Below are 21224 nucleotides of genomic sequence, written 5' to 3'. Positions count from 1 at the left end.
CTGTATCTGATTGAATAGATTAGGGTGAAACCATGACTGACAAAGTATCTACCTCCACAGCCAGCTTAAATAAATTTGAAAAATTCAAAGCTGAAAAAGACGGACTTGCTGTCAAGGCAGAAATCGAGAAATTTGCATCTCTAGGTTGGGAAGCAATGGATGAAACCGACCGCGATCATAGACTTAAGTGGGTAGGCGTATTTTTTCGCCCTGTCACTCCAGGCAAGTTTATGATGCGGATGCGAATGCCCAACGGTATTATTACAAGCGACCAATTGCGTGTTTTAGCAGAAGTCATACAACGTTACGGTGACGATGGTAGTGCAGATATTACAACCAGACAGAATATTCAACTCAGAGGTATTCGGATTGAAGACCTTCCAGACATATTTGACAAGTTCCATGCAGTCGGCTTAACCAGCGTACAATCAGGAATGGATAACGTCCGCAACATCACTGGCGATCCCGTTGCGGGGCTAGATGCAGAGGAATTGTTCGATACCCGAGAGTTGGTGCAACAAATTCAAGATATGGTCACCAACAATGGCGAAGGGAACCCTGAATTTACCAACCTTCCACGCAAGTTCAACATTGCCATCACTGGCGGACGCGATAACTCAGTTCACGCTGAAATCAACGATTTGGCTTTTGTGCCTGCTTTTCAGGAAGGGACTAGGGATTGGGGATTGGGGACTGGGGAAGAAACAACCCAATCGCCAATCGCCAGTCCGCAATCGCCAGCCTTTGGCTTTAACATCCTAGTTGGAGGCTTTTTCTCTGCCAAACGTTGTGAAGCCGCAATTCCGCTAAATGCTTGGGTTCCACCTGAAGATGTTGTCGCTGTTTGTAGAGCCGTTTTAGAAGTTTTTCGCGACAATGGCTCGCGTGCAAACCGTCTAAAATCCCGCTTGATGTGGTTAATTGACGAGTGGGGTATAGAAAAATTCCGTGACGAAGTTGAACGCAAATTAGGCAAACCATTGGTGAGTGCAGCAGCAAAGGATGAAATTGACTGGGAAAAACGCGACCACATCGGAGTCTACAAGCAGAAACAACCAGGATTAAACTATCTAGGCTTGCACGTTCCTGTTGGTCGGTTGTATGCCGAAGATATGTTTGAAATGGCTCGTTTGGCAGAAGTTTATGGCAGTGGAGAAATTCGCCTGACAGTAGAAGAGAACTTCATTATCCCAGACGTTTCTGATTCGCGGTTGGAAACCCTATTAACTGAGCCTCTGCTGGAGAAATTTAGTGTTAACCCAGCACCTCTGACAAGAGCATTAGTATCTTGCACGGGCGCACAATTTTGTAACTTTGCTCTTATCGAAACCAAAAATCGTGCATTAGCAATGATTCAAGAACTCGAAAAGCAGTTAGAAGTTACTCATCCCGTGCGAATCCATTGGACAGGCTGTCCTAACTCTTGCGGACAACCTCAAGTAGCAGATATTGGTTTGATGGGAACCAAAGCTCGTAAAAATGGCAAAGCAGTGGAAGGCGTTGACATCTATATGGGTGGCACAGTGGGCAAAGATGCTCGCCTGGGATCGTGTGTAGCTAAAGGGATTCCCTGCGAAGATTTGTTACCAGTTTTACGCGAACTCATTATCGAACACTTCGACGCACGCCTGCTAGAAGCCGTAACAGTTTAAATCAGTGACCAGTGACCAGTGACCAGTGACTAAGAACTTTTCATAACAATTTTCTTACCATGCTGAAAGGATTATTTTCGTTTCAAGGGCGTTACCGCATCCTACACCAAACTTGGTTTGCTTTCTTTCTGACTTTTGTTTGTTGGTTTAACTTTGCTCCCTTTGCTACAACTATTGGAAAGGAACTTCATCTTGCACCAGAGCAAATTAAAACGTTGGGTATCTGTAACCTTGCTCTGACAATTCCAGCACGCATTATTATTGGTATGCTTCTGGATCGTTTTGGTCCTAAAATTACCTACACAATGCTGCTGATGTTTGCGGCTGTTCCTTGTCTTGCAACTGCATTCTCACAGAATTTTCACCATCTCGTTATTAGCCGCCTACTGATGGGTATTGTTGGTGCAGGCTTTGTTGTGGGTATTCGGATGGTGTCGGAATGGTTCCCTCCTAAAGAGATTGGAATTGCTCAAGGTATTTATGGTGGTTGGGGTAACTTTGGAGCTTTTGGGGCAGAGTTTAGCTTACCTCTGATTGCTGTTGCTGCTAGCTTTATGACTGGTGGTGCTTCTAACTGGCGCTTTACGATCGCCCTAACAGGTATTGTCGCTGCTATCTATGGCGCAATCTATTACAACAGTGTCCAAGATACGCCTCCCGGTAAAGTCTATAAGACTCCTAAGAAGAATGGTGCTCTAGAAGTGACCAGTGTGAAAAGCTTCTGGGCAATGATTCTCTCAAATTTTGGTTTGATTTTTGCCTTGGGTTTACTTGCTTGGCGTTTGACACAAAAGAATATTCACTTTTTCAATCAAGCTCAAATGTATATGATTTGGGTGCTCTTAGGTGGATTATTTGCATACCAAACTTACAAAGCTTGGCAAGTGAATAAAGAGCTTCTTGCTGGTAAGAAAACTTACGCTCCTTCACAAAGGTATCAATTTAGTCAAGTAGCTTTACTTGAATTTACTTACGTTACAAACTTTGGTTCCGAACTTGCGGCTGTTTCCATGCTCCCTGCATTTTTTGAAAGAACCTTTGGTTTAGAGCACGTAGTTGCAGGAATGATAGCTGCTAGTTATCCCTTCTTAAACTTGATTTCTCGTCCTAGTGGAGGGTTAATTTCCGATAAATTTGGCTCTCGCAAATGGACGATGACTTTTATTAGTGTTGGCATTGCTGTAGGATATTTGATGGCACACTCCATCAACAGCAGTTGGCCTTTACCACTTGCGATCGCAGCTACAATGTTTGCAGCATACTTTGCCCAAGCAGGATGCGGTGCAACCTACGGTATTGTCCCCTTGATTAAAAAAGAAGCTACTGGACAAATTGCTGGCAATGTAGGAGCATACGGTAATTTTGGTGGCGTAGTTTATCTCACGATTTACAGTTTAACCAACCCATCAACACTATTTGCCACAATGGGTATAGCAGCGATGATATGCGCTTGTCTGTGTGCGTTCTTCTTAAAAGAACCAAAAGGCTCCTTTGCTGCTGCTTATGAAGGAGAATCTCCAGAGAGAGAAACTCAAAATACTGCCCACAATCCCGGAACTTTAGCAAAAGAATAAAATCCCTTCACGAACGAAGTTATACCATGAGTGGATTTTAGATTTTGGATTGAGAAAGTCATGTCTAGACTTGATTTCAACCAACCATCTGTCCCATTCTTTGTTCAAATTGGTACTATCTTACCGCCAGCAGATGGGCTTCATAGAGTGTATATAAACATACACTTTATGAAAACATAAGTAGACTCCATCTGCGTGCGTCAGCGTTCATTTTCATTTTTATCATGACTGAATTTACCAAAACTCTTTGTCCTTACTGTGGTGTTGGCTGTGGATTAGAAGTATCACCACCAGCACAACTTGGGAAATCAACTAATAGAGATAGCCAAGGAAATCCTACGTGGCGAGTGCGAGGAGATAAAGCACACCCATCAAGCCAGGGAATGGTATGTGTTAAAGGAGCCACCATAGCAGAATCCTTAGATAAAAATAGACTCCACTACCCAATGGTGCGAGAATCATTAGACCAAAAGTTTCGTCGTGCTACCTGGGATGAAGCATTCGATCTCATCGTCAAACGCATTCAAACAGTACGCTTCACTCAAGGACCAGAAGCTATTTGTATGTATGGTTCCGGTCAGTTTCAAACCGAAGACTACTACATTGCCCAAAAACTTTTAAAAGGATGTTTGGGGAGCAATAACTTGGATGCTAACTCCCGCTTATGTATGTCCAGTGCGGTAGCTGGGTACATTCAAAGCTTTGGTTCGGATGGTCCTCCCTGTTGTTACGAAGATTTAGAATTAACTGACTGTGCATTTTTAATTGGCACTAATACAGCTGAATGCCACCCCATTATTTTCAACAGGCTAGAGAAGTACCACAAAAAGAATCGCAAAGTCAAGATGGTTGTAGTCGATCCGCGTCGCACTCCAACAGCAGAAGCCGCCGACTTACATTTAGCGATTCGCCCAGGAACAGATATCGACTTATTGAACGGAATTGCTCATTTATTGATGCGTTGGGGCTATATCGATCCCGGATTTATAGAAGATTGTACGAGTAACTTTCCTTCATACGCAGAAGTGATTCGCCATTATTCCCCAGAAATCGTTTCTCATCAATGCGGGATTAGTGTTGAAGATTTAGAAACAGCAGCGCGTTACTGGGGTGAATCTCAGAGAGTTCTGTCTTTGTGGTCAATGGGTGTGAACCAATCCTCTGAAGGAACGGCTAAGGTTAGAACAATTATTAACCTCCACTTAATGACAGGTCAAATTGGTAAGCCAGGGGCGGGACCGTTTTCTCTGACAGGTCAACCCAACGCAATGGGGGGGCGCGAAGCGGGAGGTTTAGCGCATTTATTACCGGGTTATCGATTGGTGAAAAATCCTCAACACCGAGCAGAAGTTGAGGAACTGTGGGGACTTCCATCAGGACGAATTTCTCCAACACCCGGTTTAACAGCTTGGGATATGATAACTGGGTTGGAAAATGGTGTGGTCGGGCTATTGTGGATTGCTGCTACCAATCCAGCTGTGAGTATGCCAGATTTAGAGCGAACAAAAGCAGCCTTATTGCGATCGCCTTTCACTGTTTACCAGGACGCTTACTATCCAACAGAAACTGCAGCTTATGCTCATGTCTTGTTACCAGCTGCTCAGTGGAGTGAGAAAACTGGTGTCATGACCAATTCCGAACGGAGAGTCACTTTATGTGCGGCATTTCGTCAGCCACCGGGACAAGCCAAAGCAGATTGGGAAATTTTTGCAGAAGTTGGACGTAGGCTAGGCTTCAAGAAAGAGTTTGCTTTTGCTAACTCAAGTGAAGTTTATTCTGAGTTTGTCAAATTGACTTGCGATCGCCCTTGTGATATGACAGCTATCAGTCACGAACGACTTCAAGCGGACGGTCCACTTCAATGGCCATGTTCTAGTACTAACCCTACTCCTTCCAAAAGGCTCTACACCGATTTACGTTTCCCTACCCCAGATGGACGCGCCCGATTTGGAGCATATCATTCGCGAGGTTTGGCAGAACCCCCAGATCCGAATTATCCTTTTGTATTAACAACCGGAAGGCTTTACGGACACTGGCATACCCAAACCCGTACAGGTCGGATTGAAAAAACTCGTCAAATGCATCCCGAACCGTTTATTGAGATTCATCCTCGCGATGCAGCGACTCTCCACGTAAGCGATAATCAATTTGTTGAAGTGCGATCGCGTCGTGGCAAAGCCAAATTTCCAGTGAAAGTGACTCGTGCGATCGCACCCGGTACAGTCTTCGTTCCCATGCACTGGGGTGCATTGTGGGCGGATAATGCCGAAGCCAATGCTCTGACTCATCCAGAATCTTGCCCTGACTCCTTACAACCAGAGTTAAAAGCTTGTGCAGTACAGATCGTTCCAGTGACTGTCGATCTAACAGTCGCTAGTTATCAACTTCAGCCATCGCACCAATCTGCAAACTTGTAGTTGCAACGTAAAGTTCTTCATTCCGGTGCAAAGAAACCCAAGGCAACAGTTGGAACAGGGCCTAATTCAGAAATGTTTAAGCCAAATCTGGAATGGTGGAATTTGGTGTTGTAGTTTTTTACAGACAAATAAAACCGAGGTTAACTGATAACAAGTGAAGCCTCAATTAAATCTAATTTAAAACTCTTTATAGTAAACCAGACCGCACTGCTTAAAAAGTGGTGCGGTCTTATAATTTATAGATATTGTAGAGTGCGATCGGGTGTGGGCAGTACAGCTAAAAGTTAGGTAAAGTTAGGTAAGGTTAGGTAAAATTTGGGTTTCCTTAAGTAATTCGAGATTTTGCCCAAGTTTCTAGAAATTCTCTCACCCAAGCGCCGTAAGGCAGAACCAAAGCAGTCTCAGGCAGTTGCGTCTCTAATCCAGGACTGGACAGATTAAAGTAGCTTGCTAATGCATTGACTTGCTCAATCTTCTTAGTATGAATGGCTTGGGGAAACGGAAATTTCTCCAGTTCCTCTAAAGCACTTAAATCAATCCTTTCAGACAGGGCAAACCAGTCTTGCTCCCATCCCGTTGTTCCACATTGATGTAAATGCTTGCCATCTTGCTCAAGCAAATAGAGCAGGGCAAAGGGAATGTCTGCGGCACTGTTGCTGAACGTGGCGATCGCAATTTCCCAGTTCTATTTAAGAGTAGCATTGCACTTTTTGAGATACTATGAAATAGTCTTAAAATTATTTAATGAAAAAATTACTATTTATTTGTAGCTAGAATCGTTTACGTAGTCCGACAGCCGAAGCAGTGTTCTGTGAATATGAAGGATTAGAAGTAGAATCAGCCGGATTGGATCGGGAAGCAGAAATCCCTTTATGCAGTGAAGCAATTCAGTGGGCAGATATTATTTTTGTGATGGAAAAGTCCCATAGTAGAAAACTATCAAACAAATTTCAACCTTGGCTTAAGAACAAGCGAGTAATTTGTCTGGATATTCCTGATGAGTACGAGTATATAGACCCTGCTCTGGTGGAGTTGTTGAAGAAAAAAGTGTTTCCATTGCTTGGAACCTTTTAGCCTCAGCATTCAATAATTGCATTCACTGCTTGAGGAGCTGCTGCTCATTTGTAGTGGCACGGCACAATCGCGATCGGGCGAACGCTTGCTCAAAAAACTCTCATGACGAGTGAGCCTCCATCACTCTCCAGCAAACTCTCTTAATTCAGCAACCCGTGAAATATTTAACTGCATTGGACAGTATGAGTACATTGGCGAACCAACATAAGCTCCAGCCAATTTGCAATGAGTATCTCGATAGCTCAACCAAAACTTTTGCGAAAGTTCAAACTTTTTTGCGTCTTCTGCCTGCCGAGATACAATTTGGCGATAAATTTTATCGTAGAGGCGATTCATTTCCAGATCCGTTGCCTTAAACGTTTGGCGCGAACATTGCTCCACTGAACTATTATTCGTAACACCAGCCGCTTTCAAGCACGTGCTGTACATCTGTCGATAGTCAACTTTATTGACAGGAGCAGCCTGCGCTACTGCCGAAAAAAGTAAAACAGCAACAACTATCTGGTTCAGCATAAAACGCTCCTTGTTCTAGTTCGGTTTCAACGATAAAACTATAATCTTCCATACAAGTTTTATACTTTGGAGAGCGAGATCGCCCCTGATGTAAATCCAGCAGAGTGTCTACAGCAAATTTTTTCAGCTTATATAGATTTTCGGAAAGTTGCTGAGCAAGAGTAAACTAAGCATCAAGAGAAGCTTGGGAAAAAACAACAATAGCCAGGATTCACAGTCAGTGAGATTTACTGAGAGTGTATCTTGAGAGATCGTTTAGAATATAAATACAGTTTTTCTTCAATAGAGGAATATGCAATGATGTGAGGTGGTAAGGTTAAAGTTCCTTCAAAACCAGTATCGACAACGCACTCTATTTCTACATCCGATCGCCCTGAAGAACGGAGAATAATATTGATTCTTGCCTGAAGTCCGACAACAGTTCCATGCATTACGATGTCGTCCTTGTCAACGTGCCACCAATTGCATAAACCGCGTTAAATTCAATTCTCTCTGTCCAGAGGACAGCGTTATTATGTCGAACCTGCAAGCGACGACACGTTGTCAGCAAATCATCATCAATTTCGTAATCACCTGATTCAACATCAATCGAAATAATTTTACCAATGTTTTCTGTTGTTTCTACGTGGGTACGGATTTGCTTCTCGTAAATCTCTTTGCCACGTTGAACAATTTCTTCATCACTGAAAGTAGGGGAAGGCATAGGTTTGTTGATTTTGGTTTATTTTACTTTCATTCTATACGCTAACAAATCATCTTATTACAAATGCTAATTGGAATTGGAATTACAATGATGCGATTTTTCATACAACTATATTGTCCACTGGAAATATTACAGCAAATTTCAACTTGGTGAGGTACAAAAATTACCCCCCTCTGTCCCCCCGATACCTTGGGGGGATGAAAGGGGGGTGTACCTCATTTGGATGCTAAGCGCTGTAAGATTTACAATGAAAATCCAAACAAGACTGTCGAGTCATGCAAAAACGCTAATTTTTAATTCCAGATCGGGTCAATTTTTTACCGCCGAATAAATATGTACGATCGAACGAATAGTTGCAATTATTATCGTCTTCATCTTTACTTTTGTTTCAGCTTAGAGCAAAGCTTTGCCCGTTGCTTCTCAATTGTGCCAAAAAAGCATCCAACCTTGATGCACTTACCACTACTTCTTATGGTCATAAGCTTGAGCCATGGCTAGCGTTGGTACAATTCATGCTTTATCGTTACTACAGCGATGTTGGCCATTTGTCATTGAAGTCAAAAATTAAGAATTATAAATTTTTTAGCCGCGTTCCTATTCAGCTTGCAACCGCCTTAAAAAAGCATCCAACCTCGATGCACTCACCACTTCCCCCAACAAGTTCCCCATTCGTCGCACCTGATAAACTCCTTCTCTCAATTCTTTAAAACTAACAATCAAACCTGCCTTCTTTGCCTCTGACAGTTTCTTCACCTCAATTGGCATCAACCCTCTTAAGCGCTTCTTCTCCACGGGTGTTAGAGCCGACCATGCCTCTTGCTTGTAATCTTCACAAACATCCACAGCAACTCTTATTTCTTCCCAAGTGTTGGCAGTTTGAAACGTTTCAATTAACAACTCAACGGGAGACTGGGTACTGTGTTCTAGTTCGGGTTCAACGACGGCATCATCATCTTCCATAAAATCATCTTTTTCCGGTTCTGGCTCGAAAGTCCATTCACCTTCCGTATTTTCCTCATTCACCTCAGTGTGAGCGTCCGTGTTAAAGTCCTCAACCCAAACTTCTTCATCAGATGGCTCAGTACTCTCCACCAACACCAACCGCCCTTCCTTGTACGCTTGTCTTAGAGCTACTGCTTCAGCAATAATTTGCTGTGCGGTCAACCCTTCCTCATCTATCATCTTTTGCAAGGTCGTTCCAGTGCGATCGTCAGTTTCGTGAATTGGTGGTATTTGGCAGTAACGCCCCCCATTCTTCGTCCGTCGCCAGATGCTCGGTTGTTCTGGTTTTGGTTCCTTAGGTTGTCGCTGCTGAGCAATGAGTTCCCGCACGGTAGATTGATTAATTTCTGGTGCAGATAGCAGTTGGTCGATAACGCTTTGATATTTTTGAGGATTATTTGCCAAACGGAAAAGTGTTGCTGGCTCGATTTGGGCTAAATCTCGAGCAGCAAAGTGCTTGAAGGCTTCAGCTACTTTCAAATACTTTCGGTCTTCATTTTTCCATCCGTACTTTTTAAGCAATTTTTTATACTCTTTTTTAGATAAGTGCTCCTTTTGTTGGGCAAGCATTATGGCATGAGTCAGGATATCTTGACTGGCCCTAGCGAGATTATCAAAAGAATCACTAGGGGCTTCTGGCGCTATGACATTGGCTTGGGCGAAGATGTATTGGTTGAATTCTCGTTGAGCAGAAATTTGTGCATCTGGTGCAAAAGCTTGTAGTTGTGGCATGATAAGAGATAGTTATATGTTGTTTGAAAGGCGATCGCGTACTTCTTAGTAGAACAGGCAATCGCCTTTGTCATTTTCTCTATTTTACCGATTAATCGCTAAAACGGCTTAACAATTAATCAAAAAAAATGTTAAATTAGTAATCGACAATAGGAACGAAGGATTTTTGTATGACAGCAGTACTAATGAACCCTCCCGTTCCACCCAAATTTACAAAAAGAGACGAAAGAAGAGCCGTGCAGCAGTCTAAAGTAAAAATTCGTTGCCGCTTGCAAGATTTAATTGATGCTCAAGGCATGACGAGATCTGCACTGGCTCAGGTAACAGGGCTTACAAATGCAGCTATTAGAGGACTGTGCGAGAACATTGCAAAGCGCTATGATGCCGATACTTTAGCAGTTTTATGTGATTTTTTTGGGTGTGGAATGGGTGAGTTGTTTGAAGTTGTTCCAAAGGAGGGCAAGGAGAGTTAGTTTATGGATTTGACATTTCTATCGACCGTTGGGCAAACACATTCATGGTTACATTACTACATTCTAGGCGGCGCGGGCAACGACCAGCTTTATGGTGGGGATGGCAACGACGCTCTGTACGGAAGTACTGGCAGTGACTACCTTTCTGGTGGTAATGTGCGATCGCCTGATTGGTGCTTTTCAAGAATTGGATACTTCGGTTGTTGATACCTTAGTTGGTGGTGCTGGGTCTGATACCTTTGTATTTGGCGGTGGCTGGGGTGTTTCTTACACGAGTACACCTCACGCTCCCAACACCTTTTCCGGTTTTAGGATATAAAGTTGCAAATGGGAGTTAACACCTCTAACTCAATACTCTCTCGTCTCTCGTTCTCAGGCGGAGCCTGGGAATGCAGACTACGAGGCTCTGCTTCACTATGGGCTATCGGGAGGCGGAGCCTCGCTCAAAGCCATTCACAAGCCTTGACACCAGATCGAGGTGAGGGGGATCTGGTTTCCACCCGTTGAAGCGATGCTATACGAATTTCAGCAGTCTTGCCATCAACTATTTCTATGAATAACATTGCTGATTAGTTGTCAGCATTGCGATCGCTTTTGACAAAACACAACGTAGAATCTTAGAGGAATCCTAAATTTTTTATAAAATTTTCACAACCATGGAGTAGGCAATACTGACCATACACCATTGCTGCGCTAAAGCTTACCCCACATATAAATAGGTACTGTACATGAGGAGAACTATTAAACGGATCAAAGAAGCGTTAAGAGATGAGAGCTTTATGCACTTCATTGAAGATATAGAGGTGCTAGTTTCTAAAGCTTTGTCTCTTTTAATGGTAGTAGTTGTTCTGGTAGCAATTGGAGATTTGGCTGTATTTCTTATCAAAGAACTATTTGATACTCCTTACGGAAAGTTTAATACTACATTATTTAAGATATTTGGGTTATTCTTAAATATTTTAATTGCTTTAGAAATTTTAGAGAATATCACTGCTTATCTTCGGAAGCACGTTTTTCAAGTTGAATTAGTTATTGTGACTTCTTTAATTGCCGTATCCAGAAAGATTATTATTCTCGATTTAGAAAAAGTTACGGGTATCGATATTATAGGTTTGGGACTTGCTGTTCTGGCTTTGTCTATCAGTTATTGGATAATTCGTGCCAGCAATAAGCAGAGAAATTAAACCTGCATAACTTGGGCGAACAGGATGCATACCCTGCAAGAGATTGAGCAATTTGTCAAGTTGTCAGTTAAATGTAATTTAGCATAGTATTGACAAATAACACAGACACAGGGGAAACCGACAATGGCAGCCAAAAAACTTCTGATGCTAGTGGGAGACTACGTGGAGGACTACGAGGTAATGGTTCCCTTCCAAGCATTGCAAATGGTGGGACACGTGGTTCATGCAGTTTGCCCCGATAAGAAAGCTGGTGAGAAAGTTAGGACGGCTGTTCATGATTTTGAAGGAGACCAAACTTACAGTGAAAAACCCGGTCATAACTTTACCTTAAATGCCACTTTTGCAGAAGTAGATCCTAGCACGTATGATGCCTTGGTCATTCCTGGAGGACGCGCACCGGAGTATGTTCGCCTCAATTCTATGGCGATCGCCATCACCCGTCACTTTGCTGAAACAAATAAACCCATTGCTGCTATCTGTCACGGTTTACAGTTATTAGCGGCGGCTGATGTTTTACAAGGTAAGAATTGCACTGCATACCCAGCTTGCAGCCCGGATGTACGCCTTGCTGGTGGGACTTACGTAAATGTCCCAGTTGATGAAGTAGTTGTTGATGGTAATTTAGTGACAGCCCCAGCTTGGCCCGCTCATCCACGTTGGTTAGCGGCATTTCTTAAGGTTTTGGGTACAAAAGTCGAGCATTTAGAACTCGTATCTGTGGATTAGGTTGAAACTCTTATAAACGATCGATAACGCTCCTGACTACTCCCTTACTGTTATAAGACTACCATTACACGTAGGTAGGGCTAAAGCCCACCAATAGTGAATGGTGGGCTTTAGCCCTACCTACTCACTCACAAATAACCAATGACGCTCCTAACTAGTTCACTTTAATTTTCATGACTTACTTAATGGTAAGTATCTTTGTATGAAGTAAGCCAAATTGTATTTAGAATTTTTGGTATTCATGTGGATATAATTTCGTTTTACTGCCGAATTATTTTAGATAATAGATTAAAATACCCTGTAACTCCTCGATGACAGGCAAAAATGCAAGACAGAAAGCAATTCTGCGGCAAGTAACTGGCAAGGGAGCTGCTTTTGTGTCAGAAGTTCAACACTCGCTATTTCCCACCCAAGAAGTAGTGATTGGACGAGACCCAAGTTGCCAGCTTGTTCTAGATGCCATGACCTATCGCATGGTATCCCGTCGCCATGCAGTTGTTCGTCCTCTCTCTTCATCTCCAGATACAGAATGTAACTGGGTTATCTGCGATCTAAATAGTGCTAACGGTACTTATCTTAACGGACAACGGCTGCAGGGTTGCCAGCAATTGATGTCGGGAGACCGGATCACATTGGGACCAGACGGTCCGGAATTCTTTTTTGAGTACGAACTTAACTACCCATCGACAGTCGTTTTTCAAACAAGTGCAAGCCCGCTTCCTCCTGCTAGTCAACACCAATCGCCAACGACTCATTACAACCCTCCTAGTCCGCCATCAAGCCAAGACTATCTTAGTTTCACGCAACTGTTTCCTATTATTTCTACTGGTAAAGATCTGACTCGTAAAGCTTATCTCATACCCGGAATCATCACGGTTGTATTCGTGGTATTGATGTTTGCGACTGTCGGTCAACCAAACAACATGAACCAAAAAGTCGTAGCAACTTACATCGCTTTTGTTGCTTACTACTTTATTTACCAGTTGTGTGGTAAGCAAAAGCCTTGGTGGGTATTGATGCTTTCGTCATTAACGACTGCACAAGTTTTGGGATATCCCTTGAGAAATTTGGGAACTCCTATATTAGATTTATTTATATTTGTATTTCGCAGTATCTTACCTGGTAATCTGCCAACAGAACAAGAATCTGTCACTTTTACAGAATTGCTAGTACGAATGTTTTTTGGTGCTGGCTTGATGGAAGAGTTGCTCAAAGCAATCCCAATTTTTGGAGCGTATTTTATTGGCAAAGTTTTACCTTCACCATGGCGCGAGAGAGTAGGTGTTTCAGAACCTCTTGATGGGATTTTACTGGGGACAGCTTCAGCTGTTGGTTTCACTATGACAGAAACTCTCAGACAATACGTGCCTCAAATTACTCAAACTTTTCTAGAAGAATCAGGACAAGATGCCGGTCAACTCGTAGGTTTACAACTACTGATTCCAAGGATTCTCGGTTCTATTGCCGGACATATGGCTTATAGCGGTTATTTTGGATACTTTATTGGATTGGCAGTTCTCAAACCCTCTAAAAGTTGGCAAATTTTACTCGTTGGTTATTTAACTGCATCTGGATTGCACGCTTTATGGAATGCAACAGGCGTGCTCAATGGTTTTCTATTAGTCGTTGTTGGGGTGCTGTCTTATGCCTTCTTAATGGCAGCAATTCTTAAAGCTCGCGCACTGTCACCAACTCGATCGCAAAACTTTGCTACACGTTTTCTCGGAAAATAATACTCTTCTCTTAGCCAACCGACTTAGCGGTCACTGGTTACTGGTCACTGGTCACTGAAATGCTGTTGAGTTGACCAATTGCATAATACGCGATCGCCATACTAACTTTGGCTTTTTCTACTTCCGCGAGTTGTGTCCATTCGCGATTGCCAACCATATCAATTACAGAATCTTCAGTTTGAGTTTCGCCGCTTCTCATTGCAAATGCTAGAGGACGTGCCATAACAAATAAATCGTCAGAATCCCATTGAGGTAATACAGTTTGAACGCATTGTACGAGTTGTTCGCCAATGGTTTGTTGGGAATTAAATATCTCGGTTGCTTTTTGGGCAATGCTCTTGAGCCAGTCTTGAGGTACGCGATTAGCAAAACTTGCTTGTAAAGTTTGTTGAAGTTCTGACAGAAAGGCAATTTTTGTATTATGTTTGTAGTCTTCTGTATTAAATAAGCCAGACCAGAGTGTATCTAATTTTTTATAAAAAGTTTTTGAACGCATTGCTAGTTCTTCATCGAGGACATCCTCCATTTGGAACTGCTGTTCTAGTTGCAAATAGTAGTCATCTGATTGTTCGTCACATGGGTTCCAAGGATATGTATCATCTTCATCTTCTAGGAGTGTATGGAGGAGTTCTAATTCTACTTGAGAAGTTTTGAAAGTGTTAGATCCGTTGATATTGTTAACCATTTGTCGCCTTCCTTGTTGTTTTGTTGTGTTAATGAGAGCTACAGCTGCCTCAGTGTGTTTTCCGCAAAAGGAATTAGCATTTACCAAAAAATGAATTTTTTTCCGGCAAATGATGCTGTGTTGAGAATGGGGACTGGGGATTAGTGATTGGGGACTGGGAAAAAACATTTGCACGAGCGGTTGTGGAATTTTCCTGTGATTGGCTGTACTGAAAATATGTAAGTTAACTTTAATTGTGCTGACTTACTTACTTCACATTGAGTTTAAGTATTGTCAATCGTAAATTCCCAAGGTTGACTTTTGGTACTTCCAAACTTTAACTGCATCCCGGATTGTAAAGGGACTTCCTGACGGTGGATTTGTTGCCAACCATTGGCACGTAGAATCCAAGTTGTACCGTAGGTGGATAAATCTTGCAGATAATACGTCCGTACTGGGGTAGCACCTGTAAAAGTATTACGACTCAAAATTTCGGCGTGCCTTTTAGAAACCGAAGGTTCTGGTATTACAATATCATTTTCTGTGGTACGACCGATACGAGTCACTCCCGGTCGCAGCGACCAACTTTTTCCTCCCGGAGAAAGAGATCGCAAAGAAGCATTGGGAAGCAGAGAAGCTATACCGGGGATAGAAGTTTCTGGAAGTTCTGTAATACTTTCGTCAAAACTTCTAATGAGTTCGCCATTGTAGTCTGGATGTAGGTAAAGTACTGGTAAAGTCCAAGCGGGTTGATTAAATTTGTATATGGTTAGCAATTGTTGTCTGGCTTCAGCAACGGCTTCATCAATGAGTTTTCGCGATCGCAGTGCATGGGCAAATGCTTGAATGAAGGTGTGACTTTCGCGGTCTGCGATTTCATCGCGCATTGCCAACACAGCTGGTACCCCTTGACGGATGAGGACTTCTGCTAGACTGCTGTAAGGAATAGCTCGGCGATCGCTTTGAGCGGGTTGCGCTCCCCAACAGGAATTAAAAACTGCTAATTTTACTCCTGTACTATTGAGAACCTGTGCCAACTCCATACCATTGAGAGTTAAATCTGGTTGTCGTTGTAAAAAAAGCAATCCTCCATCTGGTCCTGGTAACCCGTGTCCTGCATAAAACAAGATATTGTATGCTCTTGTTTCTAGTTTTTGTATCAACTCTTGGGGAGTTGGTTGCAGGAGTGTTGTCACCATACAAGGTGCAAAGCCACTGTAATGACTACCTATGAGAGAACCATTAGAAAGGGTTTGTTCTAGAATGGCTGCTTCCTTTTCCAATTCTAGCTTTTCATCTTGACCTAAAACTAAAAGTATGTTAAGAGCTTGATCGGCTTTTAAATATGGTAGAGCTTCAACTTGACTGGTGGTGCGGCTAAAGAGTATTTGTTGCGAAAGTGAAATAGCTGATTGACCTGCTTCTCGCTGCATAATTTCCCAAGGCAAGGCAATCAAATCCGGGTCGCGAATTTCCAACCGGACGTGCAGCCTGGTATGTTGACCTGCTGCCAAACCACGACTATGTTCAAAGCTATTGAGAATAGCTCCGTCAAACACCCAACTCCATAAGTTAATGCCCAAGAATTGCATCAAACGACTGCTGTAACTGGCACTTTGACCGCTTGGCAGTGTCATCCCCTCTAGAGGAAGTGGAGTTTTTGGTGGCGGTGTTGTTCCTGGGGAAATATCCAAGCGACTATGACCGGAAAACATCGCCTGCCACTCTTGCCACGCTTGCGAGAGAACAGGAGGCCACAGACAGTCGCGCAAAACATAGCCACTTGGGTTGGGAGCATTTACCACCCAAATGGCAAAACTGTCGGTGCCGGTACTAACGAGGCGGGCGATCGCCAGGTTTAAAGATGGCATGGATTCGTTTATCTTAGTTAATCTAAACAGGTCAAGTCCAATAATTTCAAATAACAATTTTAAAAGGCAATTTCTGAATGCCTTTCAAGTTTTTTATCTAAAGTTATTACCCTTATTTTTCAGGCTTCTACCAGTTTATCGATTTTTTGACTCAGCGCTACTGTTCTGTTGAATTCTAATTACCTGTAGTTGGTTTTGGTCGAACAGACGCGGTAGGTACAGGAGCTTTCGTTTCATCTGGTAGATCTCCAGTCGGGGATGCTTTTGCTTTGGATGACTGAGGCTGGCATTGTTTCTTGTCAGTTAGTGTCGCTTTGGGAAAATTTAAATCTTTATATTTGGAGGCATCAATTTTGATGGTTTGCCCTTTCAAAAGAGGATTTTTCGGACGTGGGGATGGGGAGTTCGCCACTATATCGGGATCGGCTGGTAATGGTTCTGAATTTGACAAATCCGATGTTCCCCCAACAGAACAAACTTTTAGATAAACTAACGTAGAACCTCGAGCTACTGGATTGTTCGTTGTTGCGGGTGGCGGAATTTCTAGCAAAATACTGCCAGCGGGAATCGATATATTCCTCTGTGGCTGTGTATTTGTCCTAAAAGATTCTTGGCGGTTGGTCACAATAACTGTTGCATTATCTAGGGAGCTGTTGGAGTCAGAAGACAATGGTTCCCCTGGTGTGGATATGTTTACTTTTCCTGCAAGAAGAGACAACCAATTTTGCTGCCATGCCAGTAACCCTAATAAAGCAGCGACTGAGAGTAGTATTGGCAGAACTATCAAATGTGGTGAAATATTAAATGAAGGAGGCTGCTCGGCAGTTGCTACTTCAGTTTTTTGATTGCGATCGCGCTCTTGTGGCAAAACAGTTGGGCGACTGTGGACTCCCATGGTAGAGAGGTCTACGCTTGTGGGTTTAATCGCCGATTGTGGCTCTGAGTATTGAACTTGACAGTGGACTAGAGCAATCGTGACATTATCGTGTCCATTTTGATTGTTGGCGATTTCTACTAATTTCTCTGTCGCAGTGGCTATATCCAAATTCCTATCTAAAATTGGTAAAATTTCTGTTTCCCAGTACTGCTCTACACGGTCAAAATCGCTCAACCCATCCGAACACAATAAGAAAACGCTATCTTCATCAATAATAAACCGTTGGGCTGTTGGATGTAGCGAACTGCTGGCACTCATGCCTAAAGCTTGTACCAATGAGCCTGATGCTCCCTGTTGTACGGCATCTCGGTATGTAGCATAGCCCAATCGCACTTCTCGCGAAGCAACATCATCGTCTAGCGTTACTTGGTAGCAGCCAGCTCGTGTAATCCAATAAGCGCGGCTGTCACCAACGTGAGCAATGTACATTTCGTGAGCTACAGGCAATGCCATCACTAGGGTTGTACCCATGCGCTGACGCCCTTGTCGGTGTTCGCTGTCATTTCGTTGGCTAATTTTGTCGTTAGCGACTGCTGCTGCTCGTTCTAAATCTTCTAGCAGGCTGGCGGGGCTGATGTGGTCGGGAGGAATATTGACCAGATCGTGCATCTGCTGGTGGATTGTTTCAATTGCCAAATTGGATGCTACACTTCCTCCCTCGTGTCCGCCAATCCCATCGCAAACGATCGCGATTGCTGTTTGTTGTGGTGGTTTGCTGACAACTGTTCCACTCGGTGGGTAGCAAGCATCTTCGTTTCGCGGACGATTGGGTCCGATGTCGCTTTTTGTGGAAATTTTGATTGTGGGTTTTTGCCACTTGCCAACTTCTGCTAGCCCTTTGTCTAAAACAGCAACGAGTTGCTCTCCCGATTTTATCTCTTGGGATATTAAAGAGCGAATGACTTCCTTGAAAAATTCCGCGAGCGCTGGTTTTACTTTGTGGAGCAATTGCTGTTGCCAAAATTGCCCTAATTCTGACAAACTGGGGGTCTTTTTGTCATGGCGCAGTTCTAGTAACCTTACCAACGGACCTTCTGCTCTCAGCACGAATGGAGTCAGTAAACTTGAGGCTACGCCCTCGCTAGCTAAGGGTTGCCATAAATGAGCTATTTGCCACAACCAATTCAGTTGGCGCATTGATGTTGCATTTTGCCAAGCCGCAACCAGCTCGCTTTCTAATTGCACATCCAAATCAGCTGTATCTTTAATATACAGTGGTGGTTTTTCTAGCAGTAAGATTTCTTGATTTGGCGTTCCTTCTCTTTGTAAGACTCCATACACTTGAGGGACGTATAATCTATAGGGAAATAATCTTAAGTATGGTCTAACTGCCGGTACACTTTCTACATCTGGTGTGTGAGGTGGTAATCCAGGCTTAGTGTCCAAAAGAACCGATTTGCTGATGACTAAATAGCGATCGGCTAGTAACTCTTTTGGCTGAGCCCAGCTTGTATCATCTGCTACTACCCAAAGATAGCGCTTAGGCAGTAGCGTACAGCATTTTTGGCAGAACTTTGATGTCAGGGAGTTTGGAGTCTGACAGGATTCATTTGGGCAGACCATTGCCGCGTCATTTTCCATAGTCTTCGCACCGATCGGCTCTATTGGCATTTTCTCAACAGCATATATAGCGGTACTTTTTACCACTTTTGATATATCCAATTTTGGATCGCGATTTTAACTTATGGACAAAACTAGGGTGCAAAGTGTTCTGAAAAATTTGCCCAACTATGGGAATAGGTACCCTGTCTGCATGACTGTATGCAATAATATGAACTGAGTTTACTCGCATAACCCCTGTTGTCTGAGGCATAAAGTTAATTTCGACACCTCTCCAGTGATGATTGTAGGTTGAAAAATATCAAGATATTAAGCTATTGTTACTAGATTATCAAAACCTTAGCATTTCTGTGGTAAGTCATCTTAACGAAAGTTTATCTAAATTTTCTTCAGCAAATGATACCAATTCAATAAGCTTCATCAAAAATTAACAAGCTTACTTGTCAAGTTTGATTAAGATAAATTCTGTGTTATCTATCCGATCGGGATTCCGACCCTTGGTATCAGCATAATTATTGTCATTTACGACTAACAATGTTGTGTCGTCTATGGGTAGCACAGTTTCGATAGTCACAAAGGGAAATGTAAATATACCATTTACAGTGTCTTCACCACCGATTCCTTTAGGGTCTCGAATTTTTAAGAAATCTACTAATAACTCTTTCTCTACAAATCCTTCTTTGTTCATTTTCGTAATATTGATTTTGTAAATGCGTTTGAATTGAGCAGGTGTTTTAAATACTGGTTTATTAGGATCTCCTTGAGCGTTATCCCGTTCTATAACAATAAATTCCACATCGTTTATAGCTGTCAGTTCTCCTATGGCGTGACTGGAATTTTCCAAAAGATAAGGAAAAATTCTCCCAGTATACTGTTTGCTAGCCAGATCGAATTCATAGATCGACAAGCGTTTTTTTTGCGGCTCTTGCACTAATGCCCCTTCTAACATCGCATAAAGTTTTGTCCCGCTACTATCGCTCGCCAAACCTTCAAACCCCCTGGAACCAGGAAGGGTAGCAGCAGCCACTCGTGCTTTCTCATCAGATAGATTCGTAAAATCGGGATGGTCTGGAGATTTTACAAAATTTAACTTATCATTTTTCAAAAACATGGGCAAAGGAATCGGCGAGTCTAAGAGTTCTCCATTTTTTCCCACGTGTAACAAAAACGGACCGAACTCATCTCCAATCCAGAAAGTACCGTCGTTAATTTGCCGGAAAGACTCAATGTCAAAATCTCCCCCAGTTAGCAAGCGATTATCTTTGATAACTGAACTAACTAAATTTGTACTGCCGGGATACGACGTTAAATCGGCAACAATAGAGAAGTTAACTTTTCTATTTCTGTCATTGAGTTCTATAAAACTCTGACGATTAAAGCTTTGAAGTCTTTCGCCTGTTTGTATATTAACGGGAAAAACTTTACCTGTGGAGAAATTGGGTTCCACAGCATACATACGCAACACGTAGTCGGGAGAATTTGCTTTGGCTCCAAAACCGTTATCTGAAATGACTTGATATACCCCTTTTTTGACATGAGCGATCGCTGCTGAAAAACCCTGTACTGGTTGTGCATTAACAAAAGGAGTCGTGCGGTTCGTTTTCTTAAACAAACCCGTCGTCGGTCCTGGAGCAAAAGTATCAGCACTCAAAATCGCACGTCCTATAAGTTCAGCCGCATTTGCCGAAGAGTGAAGCAAAACAACAAATATCCATGCAGGCTGTAATACTAACAGGACAATTACAAATCTGAGAATTTTGGGCATTGGGGATGGGGACTGGGGACTGAGGACTGGGGACTGAGGACTGGGGACTGAGGACTGGGACGACAAGAGAAACAGGTCATAATAATCGCCAATCGCCAATCGCCAATCGCCAATCGCCAATCGCCAATCGCCAATCGCCAATCGCCAATCGCCAATCGCCAATCCCCAATCCCTCTATTCTGTAGCGACTTGAGGAAGCCCCATGCTGTAGTTAACAACACGTCCGGTGAGACTGTAGCTGATTTCGCCTTTTTGCAGAAGACCTCGTACAAAGTGTTCCAAATCCGAACCAATGCGACGTAGGTTATAATCTGTCAGGTCTGCACCACTATATGTTTCCACCAATTCATCAAATTTCCGATACACTCTTTGGAGAGCATCTTCGTTCCAATTAAATTCATTGTCTGGGTCAACATCTAGGGTTAAAACCTGACTGCTGGGAACCAGCTCTCCATCCGGATCTATCTCAGCAGCAAAAATCCTGATGTGCCGAGTTGTGGACTTGACTAGCATTGGATTGTCCATGGATCTGTTCAGTCGTTAAATTCGGTGGTCTCGCTCTCAATTATTTTAAACTAGGATTTGACTAACCAGTGACCAGTGACCAGTGACCAGTGACCAGTGACCAGTGACCAGTGACCAGT

Annotated in this window: 19 protein-coding genes; 9 read left to right on the top strand and 10 right to left on the bottom strand. The window is 42.9% G+C overall.

The window, feature by feature from the left end:
* Positions 1 to 32 precede the first annotated feature (32 nt).
* From ACKTT2_RS18595 to ACKTT2_RS18585, 3 genes are all read left to right on the top strand, one after another.
* The gene (locus tag ACKTT2_RS18595; RefSeq protein ID WP_407889575.1) at positions 33 to 1652 is read left to right on the top strand and encodes a ferredoxin--nitrite reductase; all 1620 of its coding nucleotides are present in this window, start codon (positions 33 to 35) and stop codon (positions 1650 to 1652) included.
* Between the two features lie 59 nt (positions 1653 to 1711).
* On the top strand, positions 1712 to 3226 hold the full coding sequence (locus ACKTT2_RS18590) for a NarK family nitrate/nitrite MFS transporter (RefSeq protein ID WP_407889573.1): 1515 nt from the start codon (positions 1712 to 1714) through the stop codon (positions 3224 to 3226).
* A 224-nt stretch (positions 3227 to 3450) separates the two neighbouring features.
* Positions 3451 to 5643, top strand: coding sequence for a molybdopterin oxidoreductase family protein (locus tag ACKTT2_RS18585; RefSeq protein WP_407889571.1), 2193 nt, complete (start codon positions 3451 to 3453; stop codon positions 5641 to 5643).
* Between the two features lie 325 nt (positions 5644 to 5968).
* Here the strand turns inward: ACKTT2_RS18585 and ACKTT2_RS18580 are convergent, their stop codons facing one another.
* Entirely contained in the window at positions 5969 to 6262 is a 294-nt protein-coding gene (locus ACKTT2_RS18580) for a hypothetical protein (RefSeq protein WP_407889569.1), read from the bottom strand.
* Positions 6263 to 6447: 185 nt separating this feature from the next.
* Between ACKTT2_RS18580 and ACKTT2_RS18575 the strand changes: the two genes are divergently transcribed.
* Entirely contained in the window at positions 6448 to 6717 is a 270-nt protein-coding gene (locus ACKTT2_RS18575; RefSeq protein WP_407889567.1) for a phosphotyrosine protein phosphatase, read from the top strand.
* A gap of 120 nt (positions 6718 to 6837) precedes the next feature.
* Here the strand turns inward: ACKTT2_RS18575 and ACKTT2_RS18570 are convergent, their stop codons facing one another.
* The 4 genes from ACKTT2_RS18570 to ACKTT2_RS18555 all read right to left on the bottom strand — a co-directional run bounded on the left by ACKTT2_RS18570 (position 6838) and on the right by ACKTT2_RS18555 (position 9667).
* Positions 6838 to 7230 carry a lysozyme inhibitor LprI family protein gene (locus ACKTT2_RS18570; protein ID WP_407889565.1) on the bottom strand — a complete coding sequence of 131 codons (393 nt, stop codon included), beginning with the start codon at positions 7228 to 7230 and terminating at the stop codon, positions 6838 to 6840.
* A gap of 227 nt (positions 7231 to 7457) precedes the next feature.
* Entirely contained in the window at positions 7458 to 7661 is a 204-nt protein-coding gene (locus ACKTT2_RS18565) for a hypothetical protein (RefSeq protein ID WP_407889563.1), read from the bottom strand.
* Positions 7661 to 7933: a hypothetical protein gene (locus ACKTT2_RS18560; RefSeq protein ID WP_407889561.1), complete on the bottom strand. Its 273-nt coding sequence runs from the start codon at positions 7931 to 7933 to the stop codon at positions 7661 to 7663. The genes ACKTT2_RS18565 and ACKTT2_RS18560 overlap by 1 nt, the downstream gene beginning before the upstream one ends.
* 594 nt (positions 7934 to 8527) lie before the next feature.
* On the bottom strand, positions 8528 to 9667 hold the full coding sequence (locus tag ACKTT2_RS18555; protein ID WP_407889559.1) for an Alr2735 family protein: 1140 nt from the start codon (positions 9665 to 9667) through the stop codon (positions 8528 to 8530).
* A 170-nt stretch (positions 9668 to 9837) separates the two neighbouring features.
* Here ACKTT2_RS18555 and ACKTT2_RS18550 point away from each other — a divergent pair, with 170 nt between their 5' ends.
* The 5 genes from ACKTT2_RS18550 to ACKTT2_RS18530 all read left to right on the top strand — a co-directional run bounded on the left by ACKTT2_RS18550 (position 9838) and on the right by ACKTT2_RS18530 (position 13783).
* Positions 9838 to 10140 carry a helix-turn-helix domain-containing protein gene (locus tag ACKTT2_RS18550; protein ID WP_407889557.1) on the top strand — a complete coding sequence of 101 codons (303 nt, stop codon included), beginning with the start codon at positions 9838 to 9840 and terminating at the stop codon, positions 10138 to 10140.
* Between the two features lie 3 nt (positions 10141 to 10143).
* Positions 10144 to 10347, top strand: coding sequence for a hypothetical protein (locus ACKTT2_RS18545; protein ID WP_407889555.1), 204 nt, complete (start codon positions 10144 to 10146; stop codon positions 10345 to 10347).
* Positions 10348 to 10868: 521 nt separating this feature from the next.
* Entirely contained in the window at positions 10869 to 11324 is a 456-nt protein-coding gene (locus ACKTT2_RS18540; RefSeq protein ID WP_407889553.1) for a phosphate-starvation-inducible PsiE family protein, read from the top strand.
* 123 nt (positions 11325 to 11447) lie between these two features.
* Positions 11448 to 12050: a DJ-1/PfpI family protein gene (locus tag ACKTT2_RS18535; RefSeq protein WP_407889551.1), complete on the top strand. Its 603-nt coding sequence runs from the start codon at positions 11448 to 11450 to the stop codon at positions 12048 to 12050.
* A 311-nt stretch (positions 12051 to 12361) separates the two neighbouring features.
* A complete protein-coding gene (locus ACKTT2_RS18530; protein ID WP_407889549.1) occupies positions 12362 to 13783 on the top strand; it encodes a PrsW family glutamic-type intramembrane protease in 1422 nt (473 codons plus the stop codon).
* Between the two features lie 37 nt (positions 13784 to 13820).
* Here ACKTT2_RS18530 and ACKTT2_RS18525 read toward each other — a convergent pair whose 3' ends face one another.
* From ACKTT2_RS18525 to ACKTT2_RS18505, 5 genes are all read right to left on the bottom strand, one after another.
* Positions 13821 to 14468 (bottom strand): hypothetical protein, encoded by a 648-nt coding sequence (locus ACKTT2_RS18525; protein WP_407889547.1) that lies wholly within the window; start codon positions 14466 to 14468, stop codon positions 13821 to 13823.
* A 263-nt stretch (positions 14469 to 14731) separates the two neighbouring features.
* Positions 14732 to 16318 (bottom strand): CHAT domain-containing protein, encoded by a 1587-nt coding sequence (locus tag ACKTT2_RS18520; RefSeq protein WP_407889544.1) that lies wholly within the window; start codon positions 16316 to 16318, stop codon positions 14732 to 14734.
* A 175-nt stretch (positions 16319 to 16493) separates the two neighbouring features.
* Positions 16494 to 18836 (bottom strand): PP2C family protein-serine/threonine phosphatase, encoded by a 2343-nt coding sequence (locus tag ACKTT2_RS18515; protein WP_407889650.1) that lies wholly within the window; start codon positions 18834 to 18836, stop codon positions 16494 to 16496.
* 415 nt (positions 18837 to 19251) lie between these two features.
* Positions 19252 to 20742, bottom strand: coding sequence for an esterase-like activity of phytase family protein (locus ACKTT2_RS18510; protein ID WP_407889542.1), 1491 nt, complete (start codon positions 20740 to 20742; stop codon positions 19252 to 19254).
* Between the two features lie 12 nt (positions 20743 to 20754).
* A complete protein-coding gene (locus ACKTT2_RS18505; RefSeq protein WP_407889540.1) occupies positions 20755 to 21105 on the bottom strand; it encodes an NAD(P)H-quinone oxidoreductase subunit M in 351 nt (116 codons plus the stop codon).
* Positions 21106 to 21224 lie beyond the last annotated feature (119 nt).

The sequence above is a fragment of the Scytonema hankhaensis NUACC26 genome (assembly GCF_045865695.1).
Lineage (GTDB): Bacteria > Cyanobacteriota > Cyanobacteriia > Cyanobacteriales > Nostocaceae > Scytonema.
The sequence above is the reverse complement of the archived record's forward strand: the minus strand, read 5'-3'. Positions and strand labels throughout refer to the sequence as shown.